The sequence below is a fragment of the Pseudomonas salicis genome (genome assembly GCF_057128705.1).
Map to the genome: position 1 here is coordinate 283,063 of NZ_JBSKHU010000002.1, position 15,787 is coordinate 298,849.

General features: G+C 57.4%; 22 protein-coding genes. 12 read left to right on the forward strand and 10 right to left on the reverse strand.

The annotated features are described in order from the left end of the window. Nucleotides 1-71: 71 nt before the first annotated feature. From def to ACWKWE_RS07375, 3 genes are all read right to left on the reverse strand, one after another. Nucleotides 72-611, reverse strand: coding sequence for a peptide deformylase (gene def / locus ACWKWE_RS07365; protein WP_483850137.1), 540 nt, complete (start codon nt 609-611; stop codon nt 72-74). 62 nt (nt 612-673) lie between these two features. Further along, on the reverse strand, nt 674-1,687 hold the full coding sequence (locus ACWKWE_RS07370; RefSeq protein ID WP_166597593.1) for a YihY/virulence factor BrkB family protein: 1,014 nt from the start codon (nt 1,685-1,687) through the stop codon (nt 674-676). A 265-nt stretch (nt 1,688-1,952) separates the two neighbouring features. After that, complete coding sequence (locus ACWKWE_RS07375; protein WP_166597592.1) at nt 1,953-2,144, reverse strand: CsbD family protein; 192 nt, start codon at nt 2,142-2,144, stop codon at nt 1,953-1,955. A gap of 253 nt (nt 2,145-2,397) precedes the next feature. Here ACWKWE_RS07375 and ACWKWE_RS07380 point away from each other — a divergent pair, with 253 nt between their 5' ends. Continuing rightward, nucleotides 2,398-2,778, forward strand: coding sequence for a hypothetical protein (locus ACWKWE_RS07380; RefSeq protein ID WP_483850138.1), 381 nt, complete (start codon nt 2,398-2,400; stop codon nt 2,776-2,778). Between the two features lie 130 nt (nt 2,779-2,908). On the opposite strand, the gene ACWKWE_RS07385 is transcribed toward ACWKWE_RS07380, so the two are convergent. Beyond that, nucleotides 2,909-3,322, reverse strand: a complete 414-nt coding sequence (locus ACWKWE_RS07385; protein ID WP_166597590.1) for a DUF2177 family protein — start codon at nt 3,320-3,322, stop codon at nt 2,909-2,911. A 135-nt stretch (nt 3,323-3,457) separates the two neighbouring features. Continuing rightward, complete coding sequence (locus tag ACWKWE_RS07390; protein WP_341962921.1) at nt 3,458-4,294, reverse strand: CvfB family protein; 837 nt, start codon at nt 4,292-4,294, stop codon at nt 3,458-3,460. A gap of 380 nt (nt 4,295-4,674) precedes the next feature. Here ACWKWE_RS07390 and ACWKWE_RS07395 point away from each other — a divergent pair, with 380 nt between their 5' ends. The 4 genes from ACWKWE_RS07395 (at nt 4,675) to ACWKWE_RS07410 (ending at nt 7,400) form a co-directional block, all read left to right on the forward strand. Further along, the gene (locus ACWKWE_RS07395; RefSeq protein WP_166597588.1) at nt 4,675-4,854 is read left to right on the forward strand and encodes a hypothetical protein; all 180 of its coding nucleotides are present in this window, start codon (nt 4,675-4,677) and stop codon (nt 4,852-4,854) included. Nucleotides 4,855-5,053: 199 nt separating this feature from the next. Then, complete coding sequence (locus ACWKWE_RS07400) at nt 5,054-5,539, forward strand: hypothetical protein (protein ID WP_341962920.1); 486 nt, start codon at nt 5,054-5,056, stop codon at nt 5,537-5,539. A gap of 172 nt (nt 5,540-5,711) precedes the next feature. After that, complete coding sequence (locus tag ACWKWE_RS07405) at nt 5,712-6,464, forward strand: TorF family putative porin (RefSeq protein ID WP_483850139.1); 753 nt, start codon at nt 5,712-5,714, stop codon at nt 6,462-6,464. Nucleotides 6,465-6,527: 63 nt separating this feature from the next. Beyond that, nucleotides 6,528-7,400 (forward strand): DUF6279 family lipoprotein, encoded by an 873-nt coding sequence (locus ACWKWE_RS07410; protein ID WP_483850140.1) that lies wholly within the window; start codon nt 6,528-6,530, stop codon nt 7,398-7,400. 75 nt (nt 7,401-7,475) lie between these two features. Here the strand turns inward: ACWKWE_RS07410 and ACWKWE_RS07415 are convergent, their stop codons facing one another. Then, nucleotides 7,476-7,883, reverse strand: a complete 408-nt coding sequence (locus ACWKWE_RS07415; RefSeq protein ID WP_483850141.1) for a transcriptional regulator — start codon at nt 7,881-7,883, stop codon at nt 7,476-7,478. 182 nt (nt 7,884-8,065) lie between these two features. Here ACWKWE_RS07415 and ACWKWE_RS07420 point away from each other — a divergent pair, with 182 nt between their 5' ends. Beyond that, a complete protein-coding gene (locus tag ACWKWE_RS07420; RefSeq protein WP_166597583.1) occupies nt 8,066-8,341 on the forward strand; it encodes a hypothetical protein in 276 nt (91 codons plus the stop codon). Nucleotides 8,342-8,508: 167 nt separating this feature from the next. On the opposite strand, the gene ACWKWE_RS07425 is transcribed toward ACWKWE_RS07420, so the two are convergent. After that, nucleotides 8,509-9,849: a DEAD/DEAH box helicase gene (locus tag ACWKWE_RS07425; protein WP_341962913.1), complete on the reverse strand. Its 1,341-nt coding sequence runs from the start codon at nt 9,847-9,849 to the stop codon at nt 8,509-8,511. 179 nt (nt 9,850-10,028) lie between these two features. On the opposite strand from ACWKWE_RS07425, the gene ACWKWE_RS07430 reads away from it, so the two are divergent. The 3 genes from ACWKWE_RS07430 to ACWKWE_RS07440 all read left to right on the forward strand — a co-directional run bounded on the left by ACWKWE_RS07430 (nt 10,029) and on the right by ACWKWE_RS07440 (nt 11,994). Then, nucleotides 10,029-11,282, forward strand: coding sequence for a mechanosensitive ion channel family protein (locus ACWKWE_RS07430; protein ID WP_483850142.1), 1,254 nt, complete (start codon nt 10,029-10,031; stop codon nt 11,280-11,282). A gap of 237 nt (nt 11,283-11,519) precedes the next feature. After that, nucleotides 11,520-11,696, forward strand: a complete 177-nt coding sequence (locus ACWKWE_RS07435) for a hypothetical protein (protein ID WP_483850143.1) — start codon at nt 11,520-11,522, stop codon at nt 11,694-11,696. Beyond that, a complete protein-coding gene (locus ACWKWE_RS07440; RefSeq protein WP_483850144.1) occupies nt 11,683-11,994 on the forward strand; it encodes a helix-turn-helix domain-containing protein in 312 nt (103 codons plus the stop codon). Before ACWKWE_RS07435 ends, ACWKWE_RS07440 begins: the two co-directional genes overlap by 14 nt. Before the next feature lie 78 nt (nt 11,995-12,072). Here the strand turns inward: ACWKWE_RS07440 and ACWKWE_RS07445 are convergent, their stop codons facing one another. The 3 genes from ACWKWE_RS07445 to ACWKWE_RS07455 form a co-directional block, all read right to left on the reverse strand. After that, nucleotides 12,073-12,318: a hypothetical protein gene (locus tag ACWKWE_RS07445; protein ID WP_483850145.1), complete on the reverse strand. Its 246-nt coding sequence runs from the start codon at nt 12,316-12,318 to the stop codon at nt 12,073-12,075. Between the two features lie 234 nt (nt 12,319-12,552). After that, a complete protein-coding gene (locus ACWKWE_RS07450) occupies nt 12,553-12,786 on the reverse strand; it encodes a hypothetical protein (RefSeq protein WP_166597579.1) in 234 nt (77 codons plus the stop codon). Between the two features lie 577 nt (nt 12,787-13,363). Continuing rightward, on the reverse strand, nt 13,364-13,678 hold the full coding sequence (locus tag ACWKWE_RS07455; RefSeq protein ID WP_166597578.1) for a 3-phosphoglycerate kinase: 315 nt from the start codon (nt 13,676-13,678) through the stop codon (nt 13,364-13,366). 50 nt (nt 13,679-13,728) lie between these two features. Here ACWKWE_RS07455 and ACWKWE_RS07460 point away from each other — a divergent pair, with 50 nt between their 5' ends. The 3 genes from ACWKWE_RS07460 to ACWKWE_RS07470 all read left to right on the forward strand — a co-directional run bounded on the left by ACWKWE_RS07460 (nt 13,729) and on the right by ACWKWE_RS07470 (nt 15,784). Continuing rightward, the gene (locus ACWKWE_RS07460; RefSeq protein WP_166597577.1) at nt 13,729-14,655 is read left to right on the forward strand and encodes a LysR family transcriptional regulator; all 927 of its coding nucleotides are present in this window, start codon (nt 13,729-13,731) and stop codon (nt 14,653-14,655) included. A 170-nt stretch (nt 14,656-14,825) separates the two neighbouring features. Further along, the gene (locus ACWKWE_RS07465; RefSeq protein WP_483850146.1) at nt 14,826-15,626 is read left to right on the forward strand and encodes an alpha/beta fold hydrolase; all 801 of its coding nucleotides are present in this window, start codon (nt 14,826-14,828) and stop codon (nt 15,624-15,626) included. A 5-nt stretch (nt 15,627-15,631) separates the two neighbouring features. Next, entirely contained in the window at nt 15,632-15,784 is a 153-nt protein-coding gene (locus tag ACWKWE_RS07470; protein ID WP_483850147.1) for a hypothetical protein, read from the forward strand. The last annotated feature ends 3 nt before the right edge of the window (nt 15,785-15,787 follow it).

Genomic DNA, 15,787 nt, shown 5'->3' on the forward strand with positions numbered 1-15,787 from the left:
CGCAAAAGCACCTGTGGGGCCGGCTTGCTGGCTCCCACAATGAGGTCACATTTCACTTCCTACCCCCGCGATCAATCATCCGCATTCGGGTCCATGTCGGGGAACAAGACCTCGGTGAAGCCGAAGCGGGTGAAATCCTTGACCCGCGACGGGTACAGACGACCGATCAGGTGATCGCATTCATGCTGCACCACCCGTGCGTGAAACCCTCGCGCTTCGCGCTGAATCGCCTTGCCATCGGGATCGAACCCTTCATAGCGGATGTGCTCGTAACGCTCGACCACACCGCGTAAACCCGGCACGGACAGACACCCCTCCCAGCCTTCTTCCACGGTCGGTTCCAGCGGCGTGATCAGCGGATTGAGCAGAATGGTCTGCGGCACAGCCTCGGCATCCGGGTAACGCTCACTGCGCTCGAAACCAAAGATCACCAGTTGCAGATCGACGCCAATCTGCGGCGCGGCCAACCCGACGCCCCCCACGCTGCGCATGGTTTCGAACATGTCGTCGATCAGGGTTTTCAGCTCGCGCGAGCCGAACATCGACTGGGGCACGGGCGGCGCAATGCGCAGCAGGCGCTCGTCACCCATTTTCAGAATTTCACGAATCATGGAAAAACCTTTCGAAAGGGGCGGATGCGCCGGTCAGATGCGCATCCTGCCACAAGGATCGATCAGGGTTTATCGGTTTTGAGCGGTTGCAGGGGCTGCAGCGCCGGTTCGTAATCATGATCGTGATCGTGGGTGTGATCCCGTCCCAGACCCGAGACGTGCTTCTTCGCAATCACGGTCTCACCATCCGCATTTTCACCGCCATCGCCCGCCACTTTTTCACCCTTGGCCTTGCCCTCTTCGGACATGTGCTCGATCACGGCATTCATCTCTGCGCCCAGCAGCAAGACCGAAGCGGAAATGTAGAAATACAGGAGCAGAACAATGATCGCCCCGATGCTGCCGTACATGGCGTCGTAGTTAGCGAACGTCTTCACGTAATAGGCAAAGCCCAGCGAGGCCACGATCCACACCACCACTGCCAGCACCGAACCGGGCGAGATGAAGCGGAATTCCTGCTTCACGTCAGGCATCAGGTAATACATGGTCGCCACCGAGACCATCAGCAAAATGATGATCACTGGCCAACGCAACAGCGTCCACAGCGTAACGATGAACGCTTCCATGCCGATCTGCGCGGCGAGCCAGCTCATCACCTGGGGGCCGGTGACCATTAGCGCGGCAGCCGCCAGTAACATCCCGGCAAAGCCCACGGTGTACAGCACCGACAACGGAATACGCTTCCACACAGGGCGCCCTTCCGCGACGTCGTAAGCAGCGTTCATCGCGCTCATCATCAGCCGTACGCCTGCCGAGGCAGACCACAGGGCGATCACGATACCGATGGACAGCAAGCCGCCCTTGGACTGTTGCAACTGGTCAATCACGGGGTTGACCTGATCCAGCGCCACAGGCGGCAGGACCATTTCCGACTGCAAACGCAGCCAACTGAAAAAATCAGGCAAATGCAGGAAGCCGATCAGCGCGATCAGGAACAGCAGAAACGGGAACAGCGAGAACAACATCTGGTAAGCCAACGCCGAGGCGTAGGTCGACATCTCGTCGTCGAGAAACTCTTTGACCGTCCTGACCAACACGGTTCTCACACGTAGCTGGCGCAAATCCGGGAATATCATGGCGTCTCCTTTCGCGACGTAGACGTATCTGAAGCACATTTACCTATACGAGCGGGCAAACGCTTTGAAATTCCATAGGCCCTCTGGAACGGGGCGGCTTTTTACATCCAGTTAAGCACTTTTGCCACGACGAATACGTTGCAGGATGTCTGTTGCAGAATGTTTTGGGCCGGACACAATAACGGCCATCAAAGGATGGCCGCTACGAATCATGCAGTGTGTCGCCAGGGGCTCCTGATTAACCGAAGCCGCAGCGCGCAGGCCATCAGGCCTTGTCGACGCCTTTTTTCACGGCATCTTTGGTTTTGCCAACCGCTTGTTGCGCTTCGCCCTTGAGCTCTTGCGCCTTACCCTCGGCTTTGAGTTTGTCGTTGTCGGTGACTTTGCCGACGCCTTGTTTGACATTACCGGCTGCTTCGTTGGCCATGCCTTTGACTTTATCGCCAGTGCTGCTCATCGTGTTTCTCCTTGGTAAGAATCAGGTGTCATAACCTCGACATAAGCATTGACCGGCCCCCGTCCGCGAGAGTTTCAATTATTTCAGAGGCGGTTTTTTCGTCGGCTGTGAGGCTTTTCATCGCCAGCTCCAGTTTGGGCTTTATGTTTGCCGGGCAACCCCGGAGAATGCGCGGCCGAACCGGATTGTGACTATCCTGCCCTTTCAGCGGATACACCCTCAGGATCACGAGAAAGCGCTACACAGGAACGTTATGAAAATTGACAAGCAGCAGGCCATCGCGCGCCGCAATGAGCAACTGGGCGGCGCCGTGCTGGGCACCAACAACACCCATTTCGCCGTACTCGACCCCAAACGCAACATCTGGTGGTTCGACCTTCCCGTCGCGCGTCTGGCGGTCGGTCAATACGAATGGCTGCATCTGCTGCTGCACACGCCGAGCACCGACGAGCTGATTCACCTCAAGGTGACGACCAGGTTCCTGCGTGAGCAGAAGGACGGCGTGGTGATTCGCAACGAAGGCAAACGCAAGTCCACGGTCAGCCTGGAGCTGTCAGCGGACAAGGATTCGTACCTCAAGGACATGCGTCCTAACGGCGCTAATCTGAGTTTTGCGGCATTCGTGCAGAAGTAATCAAGGGCATACTTCGCCTTATCAGTCCTGTGCAAATCATCCTGTAGGAGCGAATTCATTCGCGAAAAGGGTCCAGCCGATGCGATGCCTCGCCTGAAATGCCTTCGCGAATGAATTCGCTCCTACAGATTCATATCGCCTGGACCTTGAACCTGCGCACGGTCCAACACCCCACTGCCCCCGCCACACCCGACGCGAACGTTCCCCACGCCCAGTCCACCAGCGCCAGTTGCGAAGGCCAGCCCTGCAAGGTCGCCCAGTTGGTCAAGTCATAGGTGCCGTAGGCCATCAGCCCGAGCAACGCGCTATACCCCGCTGCGTATTTGAGGCTGCCAGCCCTCACACCTGGCAACACGCCGATCACCACGATGCCCACGATGTAGATCAGGTAGAACAACAGCGCCGGGAAAATCACGGGGGTTTCCAGCATTAACGGCCCCAGCCAGGCGCGATAGGTCGGCCCCATCAATACACCAAGCCAGAGGCCGTCGAGCACCAGAAACGCTGCGAGCGTGGACAGATAAGCGCTGAGAAATCGTTTCATGGGCACACCCCGAGCAAGCCATGAGTCGCACCGGTTGGCGCGCTCATTGGCTGTGACCCGCGATCACCGACGATAGCTGCAAAAAGCGTTGCGCTTTCTCTCGACGGCGATGCGAGCCGCGCAGGAAGGGGTGAATCAGACCAGTTCGATACGGTCCGCGTGAATCACGATCTGACCCTGTTTGTACAACGCGCCGATGGCTTTCTTGAAGTTGCCTTTGCTGACCCCGAACAGGTTGCTGATAACCGCCGGATCGCTCTTGTCGCTGACGGGCAGCACGCCGTTGTTCTGGCGCAACTTGTCGAGGATCTTGGTGTTCAGACTGCTCGCCAATTGTTCGCCCACGGGTTGCAAGCTGAGGCTGATGTTGCCGTCGCTGCGTATTTCCTTGATGAAGCCTTTTTCCTGTTTGCCGGAACGCAGGAACTTGAACACTTCATTCTTGTGAATCAGGCCCCAATGCTTGTTGTTGATCACGGCCTTGAAGCCCATGGACGTTTCTTCAACCACGAGCAGGTCCACTTCCTGCCCCACGGTGTAGTTGGCAGGTACTTTGTCCAGATAGCGGTCCAGGCGCGACGTGGCGGTGATGCGGCGGGTGTGCTTGTCGAGATAGACATGCACCACGCAATAATCCCCGGCTTTTAGCGGACGCTTTTCTTCGGAATACGGCAGCAGCAGGTCCTTGGGCAACCCCCAGTCCAGGAAGATGCCGATGCTGTTGACTTCCACCACTTTGAGACTGGCGAATTCACCGACCTGAACTTTCGGTTTTTCCGTGGTGGCAATTAACTTGTCATCGCTGTCCAGATAAATGAAGACGTTTAACCAGTCTTCGTCTTCACTGGGAATATCTTTGGGAATATAGCGGTTGGGCAGCAATATTTCGCCGTCCTGCGCACCGTCCAGATATAAACCGAAGTTAGTGTGTTTAACCACTTGCAAACTGTTGTAGCGCCCGACTAAAGCCATGTCCAAATACCCTCATTGCGTGGGCGGCATTCTACCCGAGATTGGTGCGGTCTGGCCGGTCGTGCGAGGGCCGTTTCTCAGCAGGCGTTGCGGGCCTTGAAAATCAAGGCATTGGTGGAGGCAGGCGGCCAGAGAAAAGGGAAATCGTCTCCATTCGTCAGATCGACTCAGCGATTTCGCGAAAAATTTTCACCCATCGCGGGTCGCATTTCGGTGATGCCCGCGCAATTAAAACAGGCAGTTAGCGGGTATTCCCAAGGCATGATTTGCGTCGCAGTCAATACCGTCCTCCCCCGCAGGCTGTATATTTACCGCGCAATTTTCTGCGTATTCCGATAAGATGGCCGGCCGTATTAAATTTATATAGGTCAATTGCAGCCATGCGCGTAAAAGCATCCAACTCGAAAGCCAAGCCAGCTCCTGCCGTTGAGACCAGCGATTCGATCAACGCACAAATCGCGGCTTTCCTGAAGTCCGGCGGCGAAATCCAGCAGATCGCAAAAGGCGTCAGCGGCCAGACCTTCGGCACATCGAAACAGATCTCCCTCGGTAAAAAGTAAATTTTTCCCCGCCTCCGCGGTCGACATCCAGGCGCTTTGATCACAAGGCGCCAGGTCCATCGCTCCCCGAATCATTAAGCCCGCTTCTACAAAGCTCTGCTTTACTGTCTCGACACAGGCCACTCGTCTTCGATTGGCGGCTGTAGGTGACAGGCCGGACGATGCCCTGAATGACCCGACGTCCCAGCGGAAATCCGATATGAAGAAATGGATGTTTTTCAGCGCCTTGCTCTGTCTTGGATTGGGTGGCTGTGCAACAAAGGGCTGCGATGTCACGACGGTTGGCAGCGGTTGCCGATCCGACTACCTGCTCTATCAGAACGACATGTTGCAGGCCAAGTGGATCATCAACGAGCGTCGTCAGGACAGTTACGAACTGGCGAGCGCATTGCTGAGCCGTGCAGCCAAACAGGACAAGACCGGGGAAGCCGAGTTTTATCAGGCGGTGCTGCAACTGCGGCTGAACCCTGAAGGCTCGCAGGTGCATGATTTGCTGCAGAGCTCCGCCGACAAGAAATACCCGCTGGCCATCGCGCTGCTCGCGCAACTGTCCGGCTCTGTAGATCAGGACAAGGCCCGTAGCTACCGGGCGAAGTACGACGAACTGGACGTCGCCAAGAGCGGTTACCCGTCATTTCCTCAAGCCCTGATCGTGGTCAACAAGTTGATTTCACAGAACAACTGATCGCGAAGTTCAAATTTTCTGCCATGACTCGACCAGCGGTCGATTCATGCGCGCATTCGCCGGTATGCTTGCGAGGCTCTAGCTCGCGGTTCTTATCGGCGCTCCTGCATTGCGCCCATCATTCAGATAAGTACCTTCGATCCACTCCTCTGAATCCGAACAGGAGTGAAGCATGCCTTATGCTCGCTGTTTTACCCGCTGGACCGGCGCGCTGCTGACAGGTGCGCTATTGATCCATCCCCCCGCTCGGGCTCAGGTTCTGGAACGTGACCTCGGAGACTTCAGTCTCAAACTCGGCACCACGCCCAGCCGCTCCATGGCTCAGGGGCTGGTGACGCCAAGCGCAGGAGACTCGAAGTTCCACGGTGGCCTGGACCTCACCCACGAAAGCGGTTTCTACTTCGGCCAGTGGTCGCCCAGCGCGGGCCTGGCGCCGAACACCACCCTTGAAGTCGATTCCTACCTGGGCTTCAAGAAACCCTTCGACAAAACCCTGGGCTACGAGCTGGGCGTGATCCGCTACAGCTACCCCAATACCAGTCAGATCGACAGCCACGAGCTGTACGCCGGTTTTCGCATTTTTGACAGCCGCATCGGCACCGCCGTCAGCACCGATTCCGGGCGTCAGGACAGCACGCTGTTCCTCGATCTCGGCGCATTGGGCGGCTTCATGCCACTGGGTCTGGACCTGCGCATGCAGTACGGCAATCATCAGCTCGACGCGCCCACCGTCATCGACGGCGGCGGTGTGGTAAGCGCCTACAACGACTGGTCGTTCAACATTTCCCGCCCATGGCTGGGGATGGACATGAACCTGATGTACAGCGGCTCCAGCCTCAATGGTGCCGATTGCAGCGCTTACAGTGGGCATAACACCCAGTGCGAAAGCGCAGTGACCCTCAAGATCGTCCGCTCGTTCTTCTGATCGGCTGAACCGCCTTGCCCTGACTCGCTCTATAAAGAGGAGACGAACCAGCAAGGAGCGGACATGCGCATTGTGTTGAAGACCTGTATTTCGCTGTGGCTCAGCCTGCTGCTCGTCGCAGGGTGTAGCCAGATTGGTCTGACGTACCGGCATCTGGACCTGATCATTCCGTGGTCACTCAGCGACTATCTGGCGATGCACTCGAATCAGAAAGACTGGCTCGACGAGCGCCTCAAGGAACACCTGACCTGGCATTGCACCACCCAAATTCCTGACTACCTCACATGGCTCGACCGCCTGCAGAACATGGTCGAAACCAATCAGGTCAACGAAACCCAGCTCAAGGTGCGCACCGCCGAGGCCCGTCAGGCCATCGCGACCATCTCCCATGAAATCACGCCGTCGGCGGTCGAGTTGCTGCGCCAGTTGGACGATCAGCAGGTCAGTGAGATGGAGGCCGCGTTCGCCACAGACTTGAGCAAGCATGAAGCGGAGTATGTCGATCAGCCCTTGGACCAACAGATCAAGGACAGGGCGCAACGCATGGAGAAACGCCTGAACCCGTGGGTCGGCAAACTTAGCCCGGCGCAAAAGGATCGCGTGATGCACTGGTCGACGTCACTGGGCGAGCAGAACCGGGTCTGGATCGACAACCGCGCCCACTGGCAATCGCTGCTGGTGACGGCCGTCAAACAGCGACAGGCGCCGGATTTCGATCAGAGAATCGCTCGGTTGCTGCAAGATCGCGAGACGTTCTGGACGCCGGAATACCGGGCGGCGTACGACCACACCGAGCAGGCGGCCATTTCGTTGATCACGGATTTGATGGCGCAAAGCTCGCCTGATCAGCGACAGAAGCTGCTGGCAAAGATCGCGGATGTACGGCAGGACTTTACCAACCTGAGCTGTTTGAAAGGGGTGAAAAAAGCGTCGTGATTATTCCTCTGTAGCAGTCTGGCTTGCCGACGGCGGCGACGTTGAGGGCGCCTCGCCGGCATGCCAGACAGGACGTCAAATAGCGCCCGGCGCTACCTGCGCCTTCAACGACACCTTGTCAAAGGTCGCCGGATCAAGGGCATCGGCCTGCTCGTCCAGCACCTGACGCGGAGGGGCATCGCCCGGGATTCCGCTCTCGATCATCGCCAAGAGCCGTGAACCTCGTTGCGTCAACACAAAATTCTCGCCATTGCCGCCCTCTTCCTCTGGCCGCGATTCAATGAACCCGTTCTTGAACAGCAACGACTCCAGATCGGCAGCGCGCTTTTTCAGCGCGTCCAGATCCCCGGTATTATCACCGGCAGCCGCCCTGGCCGCAGCATGCTCTTCGGCGTATTTGCGCGGGGCAAACGGTTTATCAGCGCTGTTTTGGACTTCATGCAACAGTCGCTCGATCATGTCCCAGTCATATTTGTCAGACATCTTCCAACCTCCAGGAGCAGGGATGAAAGCCCGCGACATCCGGTCGTCGGGCGGTGGTGCTCAAAAGGTGTGACCGACCTCATTCGCAGCCGTTCAGCCCACGCGCCCAGCGGCTTCGCGCTGAACTTTTGCCTCCAGCGCCCCCTCCACTCCTTACGCAGGCAAGAGATACCGAGGCAATCATGAAAACCCTGATGAGCATCACCGCCGCGCTGACGCTGCTCGTGGGCACGTCGGTCTGGGCGTGCACGCCGGAAGAGGCTGAAGCCAAGCGTGAACAACTGGCGCAGGAAGTTCACAAGCTGACGCAGCAGAACCCTGCGAAGGCGAAGGAGTTGAATCAAGAGATCAAAGACATGCAACTGGAGACGTCAGCGAATGACGTGCCGGACAAATGCCAGTTGATAGATCAGCGGTTGAAGGAGATGGATGAGGCGGCGAAGAAAGCAGAGGGATGATTTGTATCGAGGGTGCCCATTCTGACGCGGAACGACCCGCCCCTGCAGATCACCTGTCGGAGCGAATGTATTCGCCAGGCAAGGGTACAACCGACATTTTTTCTATCGGTTGAGCCCTTTTTTCGCGAATGAATTCGCTCCCACAGTCACGTAATTGGAGCTGACGTTTACTCGGAAACCGGCGGACGGGTCACGCGCTTTTTCAGCGGCGCCAAACCGTCCTGGCTCACGAGCGACTCGGCTTTCGGACGGTTCACCGTCTTGCGCTTGGTCGGCCCCTTGGCGGCGGTTTTCTTCTTGTCACCCTTGGCGTCGGTCTTTTTCTTCTTCACCCCAACAGCCTTGCCCGACGCCTTGACCTTCTTCGGACCGGTGTACGTACCCTTCACTTCCTTGATGGTACGGCGCTCGAATTTCTGCTTCAGATAGCGCTCGATGCTCGACATCAGGTTCCAGTCGCCGTGAGTGATCAGCGAGATCGCCAGCCCTTCCGCGCCTGCACGGCCCGTACGGCCAATGCGGTGAACGTAATCGTCGCCGGTGCGTGGCATGTCGAAGTTGATGACCATGTCCAGGCCATCAACGTCCAGACCACGGGCGGCGACGTCGGTGGCGACGAGGATCTTCACCCCGCCCTGCTTCAGACGGTCGATCGCCAGCTTACGGTCCTTCTGGTCCTTGTCGCCGTGCAGTACGAAGGTTTTGTACTCCAGCGCCACCAGACGACCGTAAATGCGGTCAGCCATCGCACGGGTGTTGGTGAAGATGATCGCCTTCTGGTACGTCTCATTGGCCAGCAGCCAGTTCAGCACCTGCTCTTTGTGCACGTTGTGGTCGGCAGTGATGATCTGCTGACGGGTGCCCGGAGCCAGTTCGCTGACGCTGTTGACCTGCAAGTGCTCAGGGTTATTGAGCACCTTGCCGATCATCTCGCGCAGGCCTGAACCGCCGGTGGTGGCGGAGAACAGCATGGTTTGCTGACGGTTGGCGCATTCGTTGGCCAAGCGTTCGACGTCTTCGGCAAAGCCCATGTCGAGCATGCGGTCGGCTTCGTCGAGGACCAGCAGTTCAACGTGCTTGAGGTCGAGGTTGCCAGCGTTCAACTGCTCCAGCAGACGACCCGGCGTGCCGATCAGGATGTCCGGCACCTTGCGCAGCATGGCGGCCTGCACCTTGAAGTCTTCGCCACCGGTGATCAGACCGGCCTTGATGAACGTGAACTGAGAAAACCGCTCGACTTCCTTGAGGGTCTGCTGTGCCAGCTCGCGGGTCGGCAGCAGGATCAGCGCGCGGATGTCGACGCGAACCTTGGCCGGGCCGATCAGGCGATTGAGCATCGGTAATACGAACGCGGCCGTCTTGCCGCTGCCGGTTTGCGCCGTCACCCGCAGATCGCGTCCTTCCAGCGCCAGCGGAATGGCCGCTGTTTGCACAGGCGTAGGCTCGACGAAATTGAGTTCGGCCACGGCTTTGAGCAGGCGTTCGTGCAGGGCGAATTGGGAGAACACGGGTGTTACCTCGGCGGAATACAAAAAAACAGTCGCATAGGTTACCGGTTTAAGGCGCCTTCGCCGAGTTTCTTTACCTCAAAGGGCCTATTTTGTTACGGGATTTGCCCTTCTGCCCCTTGAGCATCCTGACAATGCTCTAATCCCGCCCCTTTTTTCATTCAGGAGATACAGCGCCCATGGACACCTCTTCCCTCTGGCTGCGCGTCCAGGAAGTCTGGGACCTGCTCGAACACCAGCCCATGTTGCGCACGGCGCTGGGTTTGCTGATGTTGCTGGTTGCCGCCCTCGCGCTCGGCCGACTGGTGCGCTTCGTCATTCTGTATGCGATGAAAGCCCTCGGTCGTCAGCCCGCGCTGTTCTGGCTCAATGACTTCCTGCACAACAAAGTCTTCCATCGTCTGGCACAAATGACGCCCTCACTGGTCATTCAATTCGGCCTCAATTTGGTGCCCGATCTCAGCCCCGCCGCTGCCCATGTGCTGGGCAACGTGGCACTGGCCTTCACCATTCTGTTCCTGATGCTCACTGTCGGCGCGCTGCTCAACGCCATGCTCGACATCTATGCCCGCACCGAACATGCCCGCACGCGCTCGATCAAGGGCTATGTGCAACTGGCGAAAATGATTCTCTACGTGTTCGCCGCGATCATCATCGTCGCCACGCTGATCGACCGCTCGCCGCTGTTGCTGCTGTCAGGCCTGGGGGCGATGTCGGCGGTGATTCTGTTGGTGTACAAGGACACGCTGCTGTCGTTCGTGGCCAGCGTGCAACTGACCAGCAACGACATGCTGCGGGTCGGCGACTGGATCGAAATGCCTCAGGTCGGCGCCGACGGCGATGTGGTGGACATCACGCTGCACACGGTCAAGGTGCAAAATTTCGATAAAACCATCGTCTCCATTCCAACCTGGCGTTTGATGTCCGAGTCGTTCAAGAACTGGCGTGGGATGCAGCAGGCCGGTGGCCGACGGATTAAACGCAGCCTGTTCATCGACGCCAGTGGTGTGCGGTTCGTTGCGGAGGCCGAAGAGCAGAAACTCACTCAGGTCCGCCTGCTGACCGATTACATGGGCCGCAAAAAAGCCGAACTCAAGGCCTGGAACGAAGCGCAAGGCCACGTCGCCGAACTCTCCGCCAACCGCCGTCGCATTACCAATCTCGGCACCTTTCGCGCGTACGCCCTCGCCTACCTGAAAAGCCACCCGGATATTCACCCCGACATGACGTGCATGGTCCGCCAGATGGAAACCACGGCTCAGGGCGTTCCGCTAGAAATCTACTGTTTCACCCGCACGACGAGTTGGGCGGATTACGAGCGGATACAGGGGGATATTTTCGATTACCTGTTGGCCGTGTTGCCGGAGTTTGGGTTGGGTGTGTATCAGCAGCCGAGTGGGTTGGATATGCGGGTTGGAATGGGGACGCGTTGAGTGGGAAAGTCTGGTCCAGAAACGCCTAAGCTTCCCACGTCCCCACGCTCTGCCAGTTTGCAGCCGTCTACGTCAAAGACGTATAATCCCGCACTGCTGACTGTCATTGAGTCGCCTCTGTTTTCCAAGCTGTGGCCCGACTACTGGACAGAGTTGGAACGGGGCGAGTTCATCGCCCACCTTGCCGCTCATCCAGAAGCCGGGACAGTTGTGCCAGGCTCCAATGGGTGTCGCAGAGTGCGTTGGAACACGGATGGCAAGGGCAAGAGTGGCGCCGTGCGAGTGATCTACACCGCGCAATTGGCCTGCGGCGCACTAGTTGTGTTGCTCATCTATGGCAAAAGCGCCACTGAGAATATTCCCGCACACGTGCTGCGTAAAATCGCCAAGGAGTTCAATCATGCCCCTGACTGAAGAAGAACTGATGGAACGGGATGCCAAACGCAACATTGGTGAAGAACTCCTCAACGCCATTCGAGACGTGAAAGCGGGTCAACATGGCGCAGTTCACTCCGTAGCCCTCACCGAGGCAGCAGAGGCCCGGAGCAAAACCGGTCTCTCTCAGCCGCGATTCGCGGAACTGCTGGGTGTCTCCGTGCGTACGCTTCAGGAATGGGAACAAGGTCGACGTACACCCTCTGGTGCGGCGAGGTCTTTGTTGCACATCGCTGCGCTCAGGCCGGATGTCTTTCGGGATGTCTTGTCGAGGTAGTCTCGTCGTCCCTGATCTACGTACAAACAAAAAGCCCGGCATCTGCCGGGCTTTTGATTGTGGTACAGCCTGTATCACTCAGTACCGCTGATAGCTCGAACCGAACTCTTTGCGGTTGTCAGCGACAATCACCGTGCTGGACGAAGGAGCGGCGAACGGCTTGATGCTGGTTTTGTCCGCGGCATTGGCGTCGATAGCGGTGGCGTGGATGTAGGTGGGTTCCAGCACGATGGTCTGACCGGCCTGGGTCGATTGAGGGCTGGCGAAAGCGGACGTCGCGACCAGAACCGAAAGAGCGAAGCCGAGGGCGATGGATTTTTTCATGATGGGTCTCTCCAAGTAGTTAATTGAATCGCTGTGTTGCATTCAATCTAAGTCCTTCGAAGAGATATTAAAAAACATTGCGATACATGCTGAATATCAAGTTCACTGATAATAGAGAAAGCCCTATCGACGCAATAAGCTTCTTGTATATGTCGAAAACACTCAATAAAAAACCCGGCATCGGCCGGGTTTTTATTAAGTGCGCTCAGGTAGGACTAAGCATGCACTGTTGACTCAGTAGCGCTGATAGCCCGACCCGAATTCTTTGCGGTTTTCAGCAACGATCACGGTGCTGGAGGCCTTGCTGTCAAAGGGCTTGACGGCATCTTTGCTGGCCACTTTGCTGTCCAGGGTCGAAACGCTGGCGGCATCGACAATGGCGCGTTGGTAGGCTTTTTCTGGCGCGGCAAAGGCAGAACCGGCTGCCAGGATCGACAGTGCAAAACCGAAGGCGATGGATTTTTTCATGATTTCAATCTCCAGAGAACCGTAAGTAAGGGGGGTTAATTCGTTTCGTTGGAGCCAATCTATTCGGTCAGCGCACTATTGAAAAACCACGTCTGAACATACTCAACATCACCTCCAATGATGTTAGCGACTGGGATGTCTAGCCCGGCTATTTCAGCGTCAAGCGGTTGTCTTTAGACGCGAAATCGAAGGGGAGGTACCTCGCAGTACCGGCCAAAAAGGCCACTCGGTGAGTGGAGAGCGACAATGAGTGGGCCATAAAAAACCCGATGACCCGACGCTATGAGCGGGTCTATCGGGCGATGCATTCAGGAGCCGCGAATGCCAAGGGAGAGTCGATGAACACGAGCAGGGTCTCGCCTGGGCATTAACAGGCGATTAAGCGCAGTCAAATCATGTGCCTGAAACCTTGAGCCGCCAGTCGGAACAGCCCTCGCCCTTCGCGAACCCTTTTGATCTTCGTCACGTCACTTCCAGACTGGATCGATCAAATCCTCCAAGAAAGTGCTACTAAACATCTAATAAATTGTTTCTTACACCGAAGAACACTAGGCTCTTCGGTCAGGTGCGTTGCGGCTCATTGCGGGTCGCAACTCAGCTTGATCCGCAGCTTGACGATCTCGCGGCTGAATTTGACGGAGACGTTGGCGCTGCTCTTCGGCGCAATCTGCACCCGGCGCGTGCGAGGCGCCTCAGGGCCATTGCTGAATACCGCGCTGCATTTGGCGGGAACCTCGCCGTAGTTGTTCACGGTGATGCTGCCAATGTCGTACGCAGTGTCGTGGCTGTTGTAGTCGATTTCCACGCCATTGATGTGTTTTTCCACATCGATGGGGTAGGCAAAGGCGCTCAGCGGCAACATGGTCAGCAGCACACAACAGATTTTTTTCATGCGGCAGTCTCCGGTTCGGGAGTGCCAGCGTAGGACAAAAGGAACGAAAGATGAAAGCGCCCCGCGTAACCCTTGATCAATGGCGCACATTGCAGGCCGTGGTCGATCAGGGTGGTTTTGCCCAGGCGGCTGACGCCCTGCACCGCTCGCAATCTTCGGTGAGCTACACCGTGGCCCGTATGCAGGATCAGTTGGGCGTACCGTTGCTGCGCATCGACGGGCGTAAGGCCGTGCTGACCGATGCGGGCGAGGTGTTGCTGCGCCGGTCTCGGCAATTGGTGAAAAACGCCAGCCAACTGGAAGACCTCGCTCACCACATGGAGCAAGGCTGGGAAGCCGAGGTGCGGCTGGTGGTCGATGCGGCGTACCCGAATGCACGGCTGGTGCGTGCGTTGACGGCCTTCATGCCGCAAAGCCGTGGTTGCCGCGTGCGATTGCGCGAAGAGGTGTTGTCCGGTGTCGAAGAGGTCCTGCTCGAAGGCGTGGCGGACCTGGCGATCAGCGGCTTCAACATTCCGGGCTATTTGGGCACAGAGATGAGCGCCGTGGAATTCGTCTCGGTGGCGCACCCCGAGCATGCACTGCACCAGATGCAGCGCGAGTTGACCTTTCAGGATCTGGAAAGCCAGCTGCAGGTGGTGATTCGCGATTCGGGCCGTAATCAACCTCGTGATGTTGGCTGGCTCGGGGCCGAACAGCGCTGGACCGTGGGCAGCCTGGCCACCGCAGCCAAGTTCGTCAGCAGCGGTCTGGGTTTCGCCTGGTTGCCCCGCCATATGATCGAACGGGAAATCAAGGAAGGCGTATTGAAAGTGCTGCCGCTGGACAAGGGCGGCAGCCGCAACCCGACCTTCTATCTGTATGCGAGCAAGGACAAGCCGCTGGGGCCTGCGACGCAGATACTCATCGAGTTGATCCAGAAATTCGATACGGCGCCATTGGATGCGCCGTTTGTGGCACAGCGGCCGACGGTGTAGCCGCACAAGCACACACCGATCCCCCTGTAGGAGCGAATTTCCTGTGGGAGCGAATTCATTCGCGAAAAATGGTTGGGGCACAGATAGGTATCGCCCGGACCGACGCCTCGCGAATGAATTCGCACACAGGGGGATTACGGTGTTCAATCTCGATAACAAGGACGTCTCCCATGCCCTGCTTCGAACACAACGGCTGTTCCCTGCACTACGAAGCATTCGGTCAGGGCAGCCCGGTCCTGTTGGTCCACGGCCTCGGGTCGAGTGCGCAGGATTGGGAATATCAAATTCCCGCGCTGGTTGGGCAGCACCGGGTGATCGCAGTCGATGTGCGCGGTCACGGACGCTCCGACAAGCCTCGCGAGCGCTACAGCATTCCCGGATTCAGCGCGGACATCAAAGCCCTCCTCGACCATCTGCAGCCAGGACCAGTGCATTTGGTGGGGTTGTCCATGGGCGGGATGATCGGCTTTCAACTGGCGGTCGATCATGCGCAACTGTTGAGAAGCCTGACCATCGTCAACAGCGCCCCCGAAGTCAAAATCAAGAACATCAGCGACATCCGTCAATTCGCCAAACGCTGGCTGCTTGCACGGCTGTTCAGCATGGAGACCATCGGCAAAGCGCTGGGCAAGAACCTGTTCCCCAAACCTGAACAAGCCGACCTGCGGCACAAGATCGCCAAACGTTGGGCACAGAATGAAAAACGCGCCTATCTCGCGAGTTTCAGTGCGATTGTGGGCTGGGGCGTGCAGGAAAAGTTATCGCGAATTCAATGCCCGACGCTGGTCGTTACTGCGAAATATGATTACACGCCGGTGGCGCTTAAAGAGGTGTACGTTAGGCTTATTCATGAGGCGAAGTTGGTGGTCATCGAGGATTCCCGACATGCAACCCCGCTGGATCAACCAGAGGAATTCAACCGGGTTCTTCTGGAATTCTTGAAAGAAGTGGATGCATCGTCACAGGAGTGACTGTCATGAAAAACATCAAGAAAATACTGCCATTTGTTGCGCTGAGCTTGTTCGTCAGCTTGCACTCAGGCGCGGCGAGCGCCGACGAAACCTTTGGATTCCAAGCGGAAATATCGCAATTGCTAAGCCTTATCGTTAATGCCAATTTCGGAGGCTAGTGA

Excerpts from the sequence above, each read along its gene's own strand:
- ACWKWE_RS07410 (WP_483850140.1), top strand. The coding sequence starts at position 6,528 with ATGCGCATTGTGTTGAAGACCTGTATTTCGCTGTGGCTCAGCCTGCTG.
- ACWKWE_RS07465 (WP_483850146.1), top strand. The coding sequence starts at position 14,826 with ATGCCCTGCTTCGAACACAACGGCTGTTCCCTGCACTACGAAGCATTC.
- ACWKWE_RS07440 (WP_483850144.1), top strand. The coding sequence starts at position 11,683 with ATGCCCCTGACTGAAGAAGAACTGATGGAACGGGATGCCAAACGCAAC.
- ACWKWE_RS07370 (WP_166597593.1), bottom strand. The coding sequence starts at position 1,687 with ATGATATTCCCGGATTTGCGCCAGCTACGTGTGAGAACCGTGTTGGTC.
- ACWKWE_RS07470 (WP_483850147.1), top strand. The coding sequence starts at position 15,632 with ATGAAAAACATCAAGAAAATACTGCCATTTGTTGCGCTGAGCTTGTTC.
- ACWKWE_RS07445 (WP_483850145.1), bottom strand. The coding sequence starts at position 12,318 with ATGAAAAAATCCATCGCCCTCGGCTTCGCTCTTTCGGTTCTGGTCGCG.
- ACWKWE_RS07395 (WP_166597588.1), top strand. The coding sequence starts at position 4,675 with ATGCGCGTAAAAGCATCCAACTCGAAAGCCAAGCCAGCTCCTGCCGTT.
- def (WP_483850137.1), bottom strand. The coding sequence starts at position 611 with ATGATTCGTGAAATTCTGAAAATGGGTGACGAGCGCCTGCTGCGCATT.
- ACWKWE_RS07415 (WP_483850141.1), bottom strand. The coding sequence starts at position 7,883 with ATGTCTGACAAATATGACTGGGACATGATCGAGCGACTGTTGCATGAA.
- ACWKWE_RS07450 (WP_166597579.1), bottom strand. The coding sequence starts at position 12,786 with ATGAAAAAATCCATCGCCTTCGGTTTTGCACTGTCGATCCTGGCAGCC.
- ACWKWE_RS07380 (WP_483850138.1), top strand. The coding sequence starts at position 2,398 with ATGAAAATTGACAAGCAGCAGGCCATCGCGCGCCGCAATGAGCAACTG.
- ACWKWE_RS07455 (WP_166597578.1), bottom strand. The coding sequence starts at position 13,678 with ATGAAAAAAATCTGTTGTGTGCTGCTGACCATGTTGCCGCTGAGCGCC.
- ACWKWE_RS07460 (WP_166597577.1), top strand. The coding sequence starts at position 13,729 with ATGAAAGCGCCCCGCGTAACCCTTGATCAATGGCGCACATTGCAGGCC.
- ACWKWE_RS07375 (WP_166597592.1), bottom strand. The coding sequence starts at position 2,144 with ATGAGCAGCACTGGCGATAAAGTCAAAGGCATGGCCAACGAAGCAGCC.
- ACWKWE_RS07430 (WP_483850142.1), top strand. The coding sequence starts at position 10,029 with ATGGACACCTCTTCCCTCTGGCTGCGCGTCCAGGAAGTCTGGGACCTG.
- ACWKWE_RS07385 (WP_166597590.1), bottom strand. The coding sequence starts at position 3,322 with ATGAAACGATTTCTCAGCGCTTATCTGTCCACGCTCGCAGCGTTTCTG.
- ACWKWE_RS07400 (WP_341962920.1), top strand. The coding sequence starts at position 5,054 with ATGAAGAAATGGATGTTTTTCAGCGCCTTGCTCTGTCTTGGATTGGGT.
- ACWKWE_RS07405 (WP_483850139.1), top strand. The coding sequence starts at position 5,712 with ATGCCTTATGCTCGCTGTTTTACCCGCTGGACCGGCGCGCTGCTGACA.
- ACWKWE_RS07420 (WP_166597583.1), top strand. The coding sequence starts at position 8,066 with ATGAAAACCCTGATGAGCATCACCGCCGCGCTGACGCTGCTCGTGGGC.
- ACWKWE_RS07390 (WP_341962921.1), bottom strand. The coding sequence starts at position 4,294 with ATGGCTTTAGTCGGGCGCTACAACAGTTTGCAAGTGGTTAAACACACT.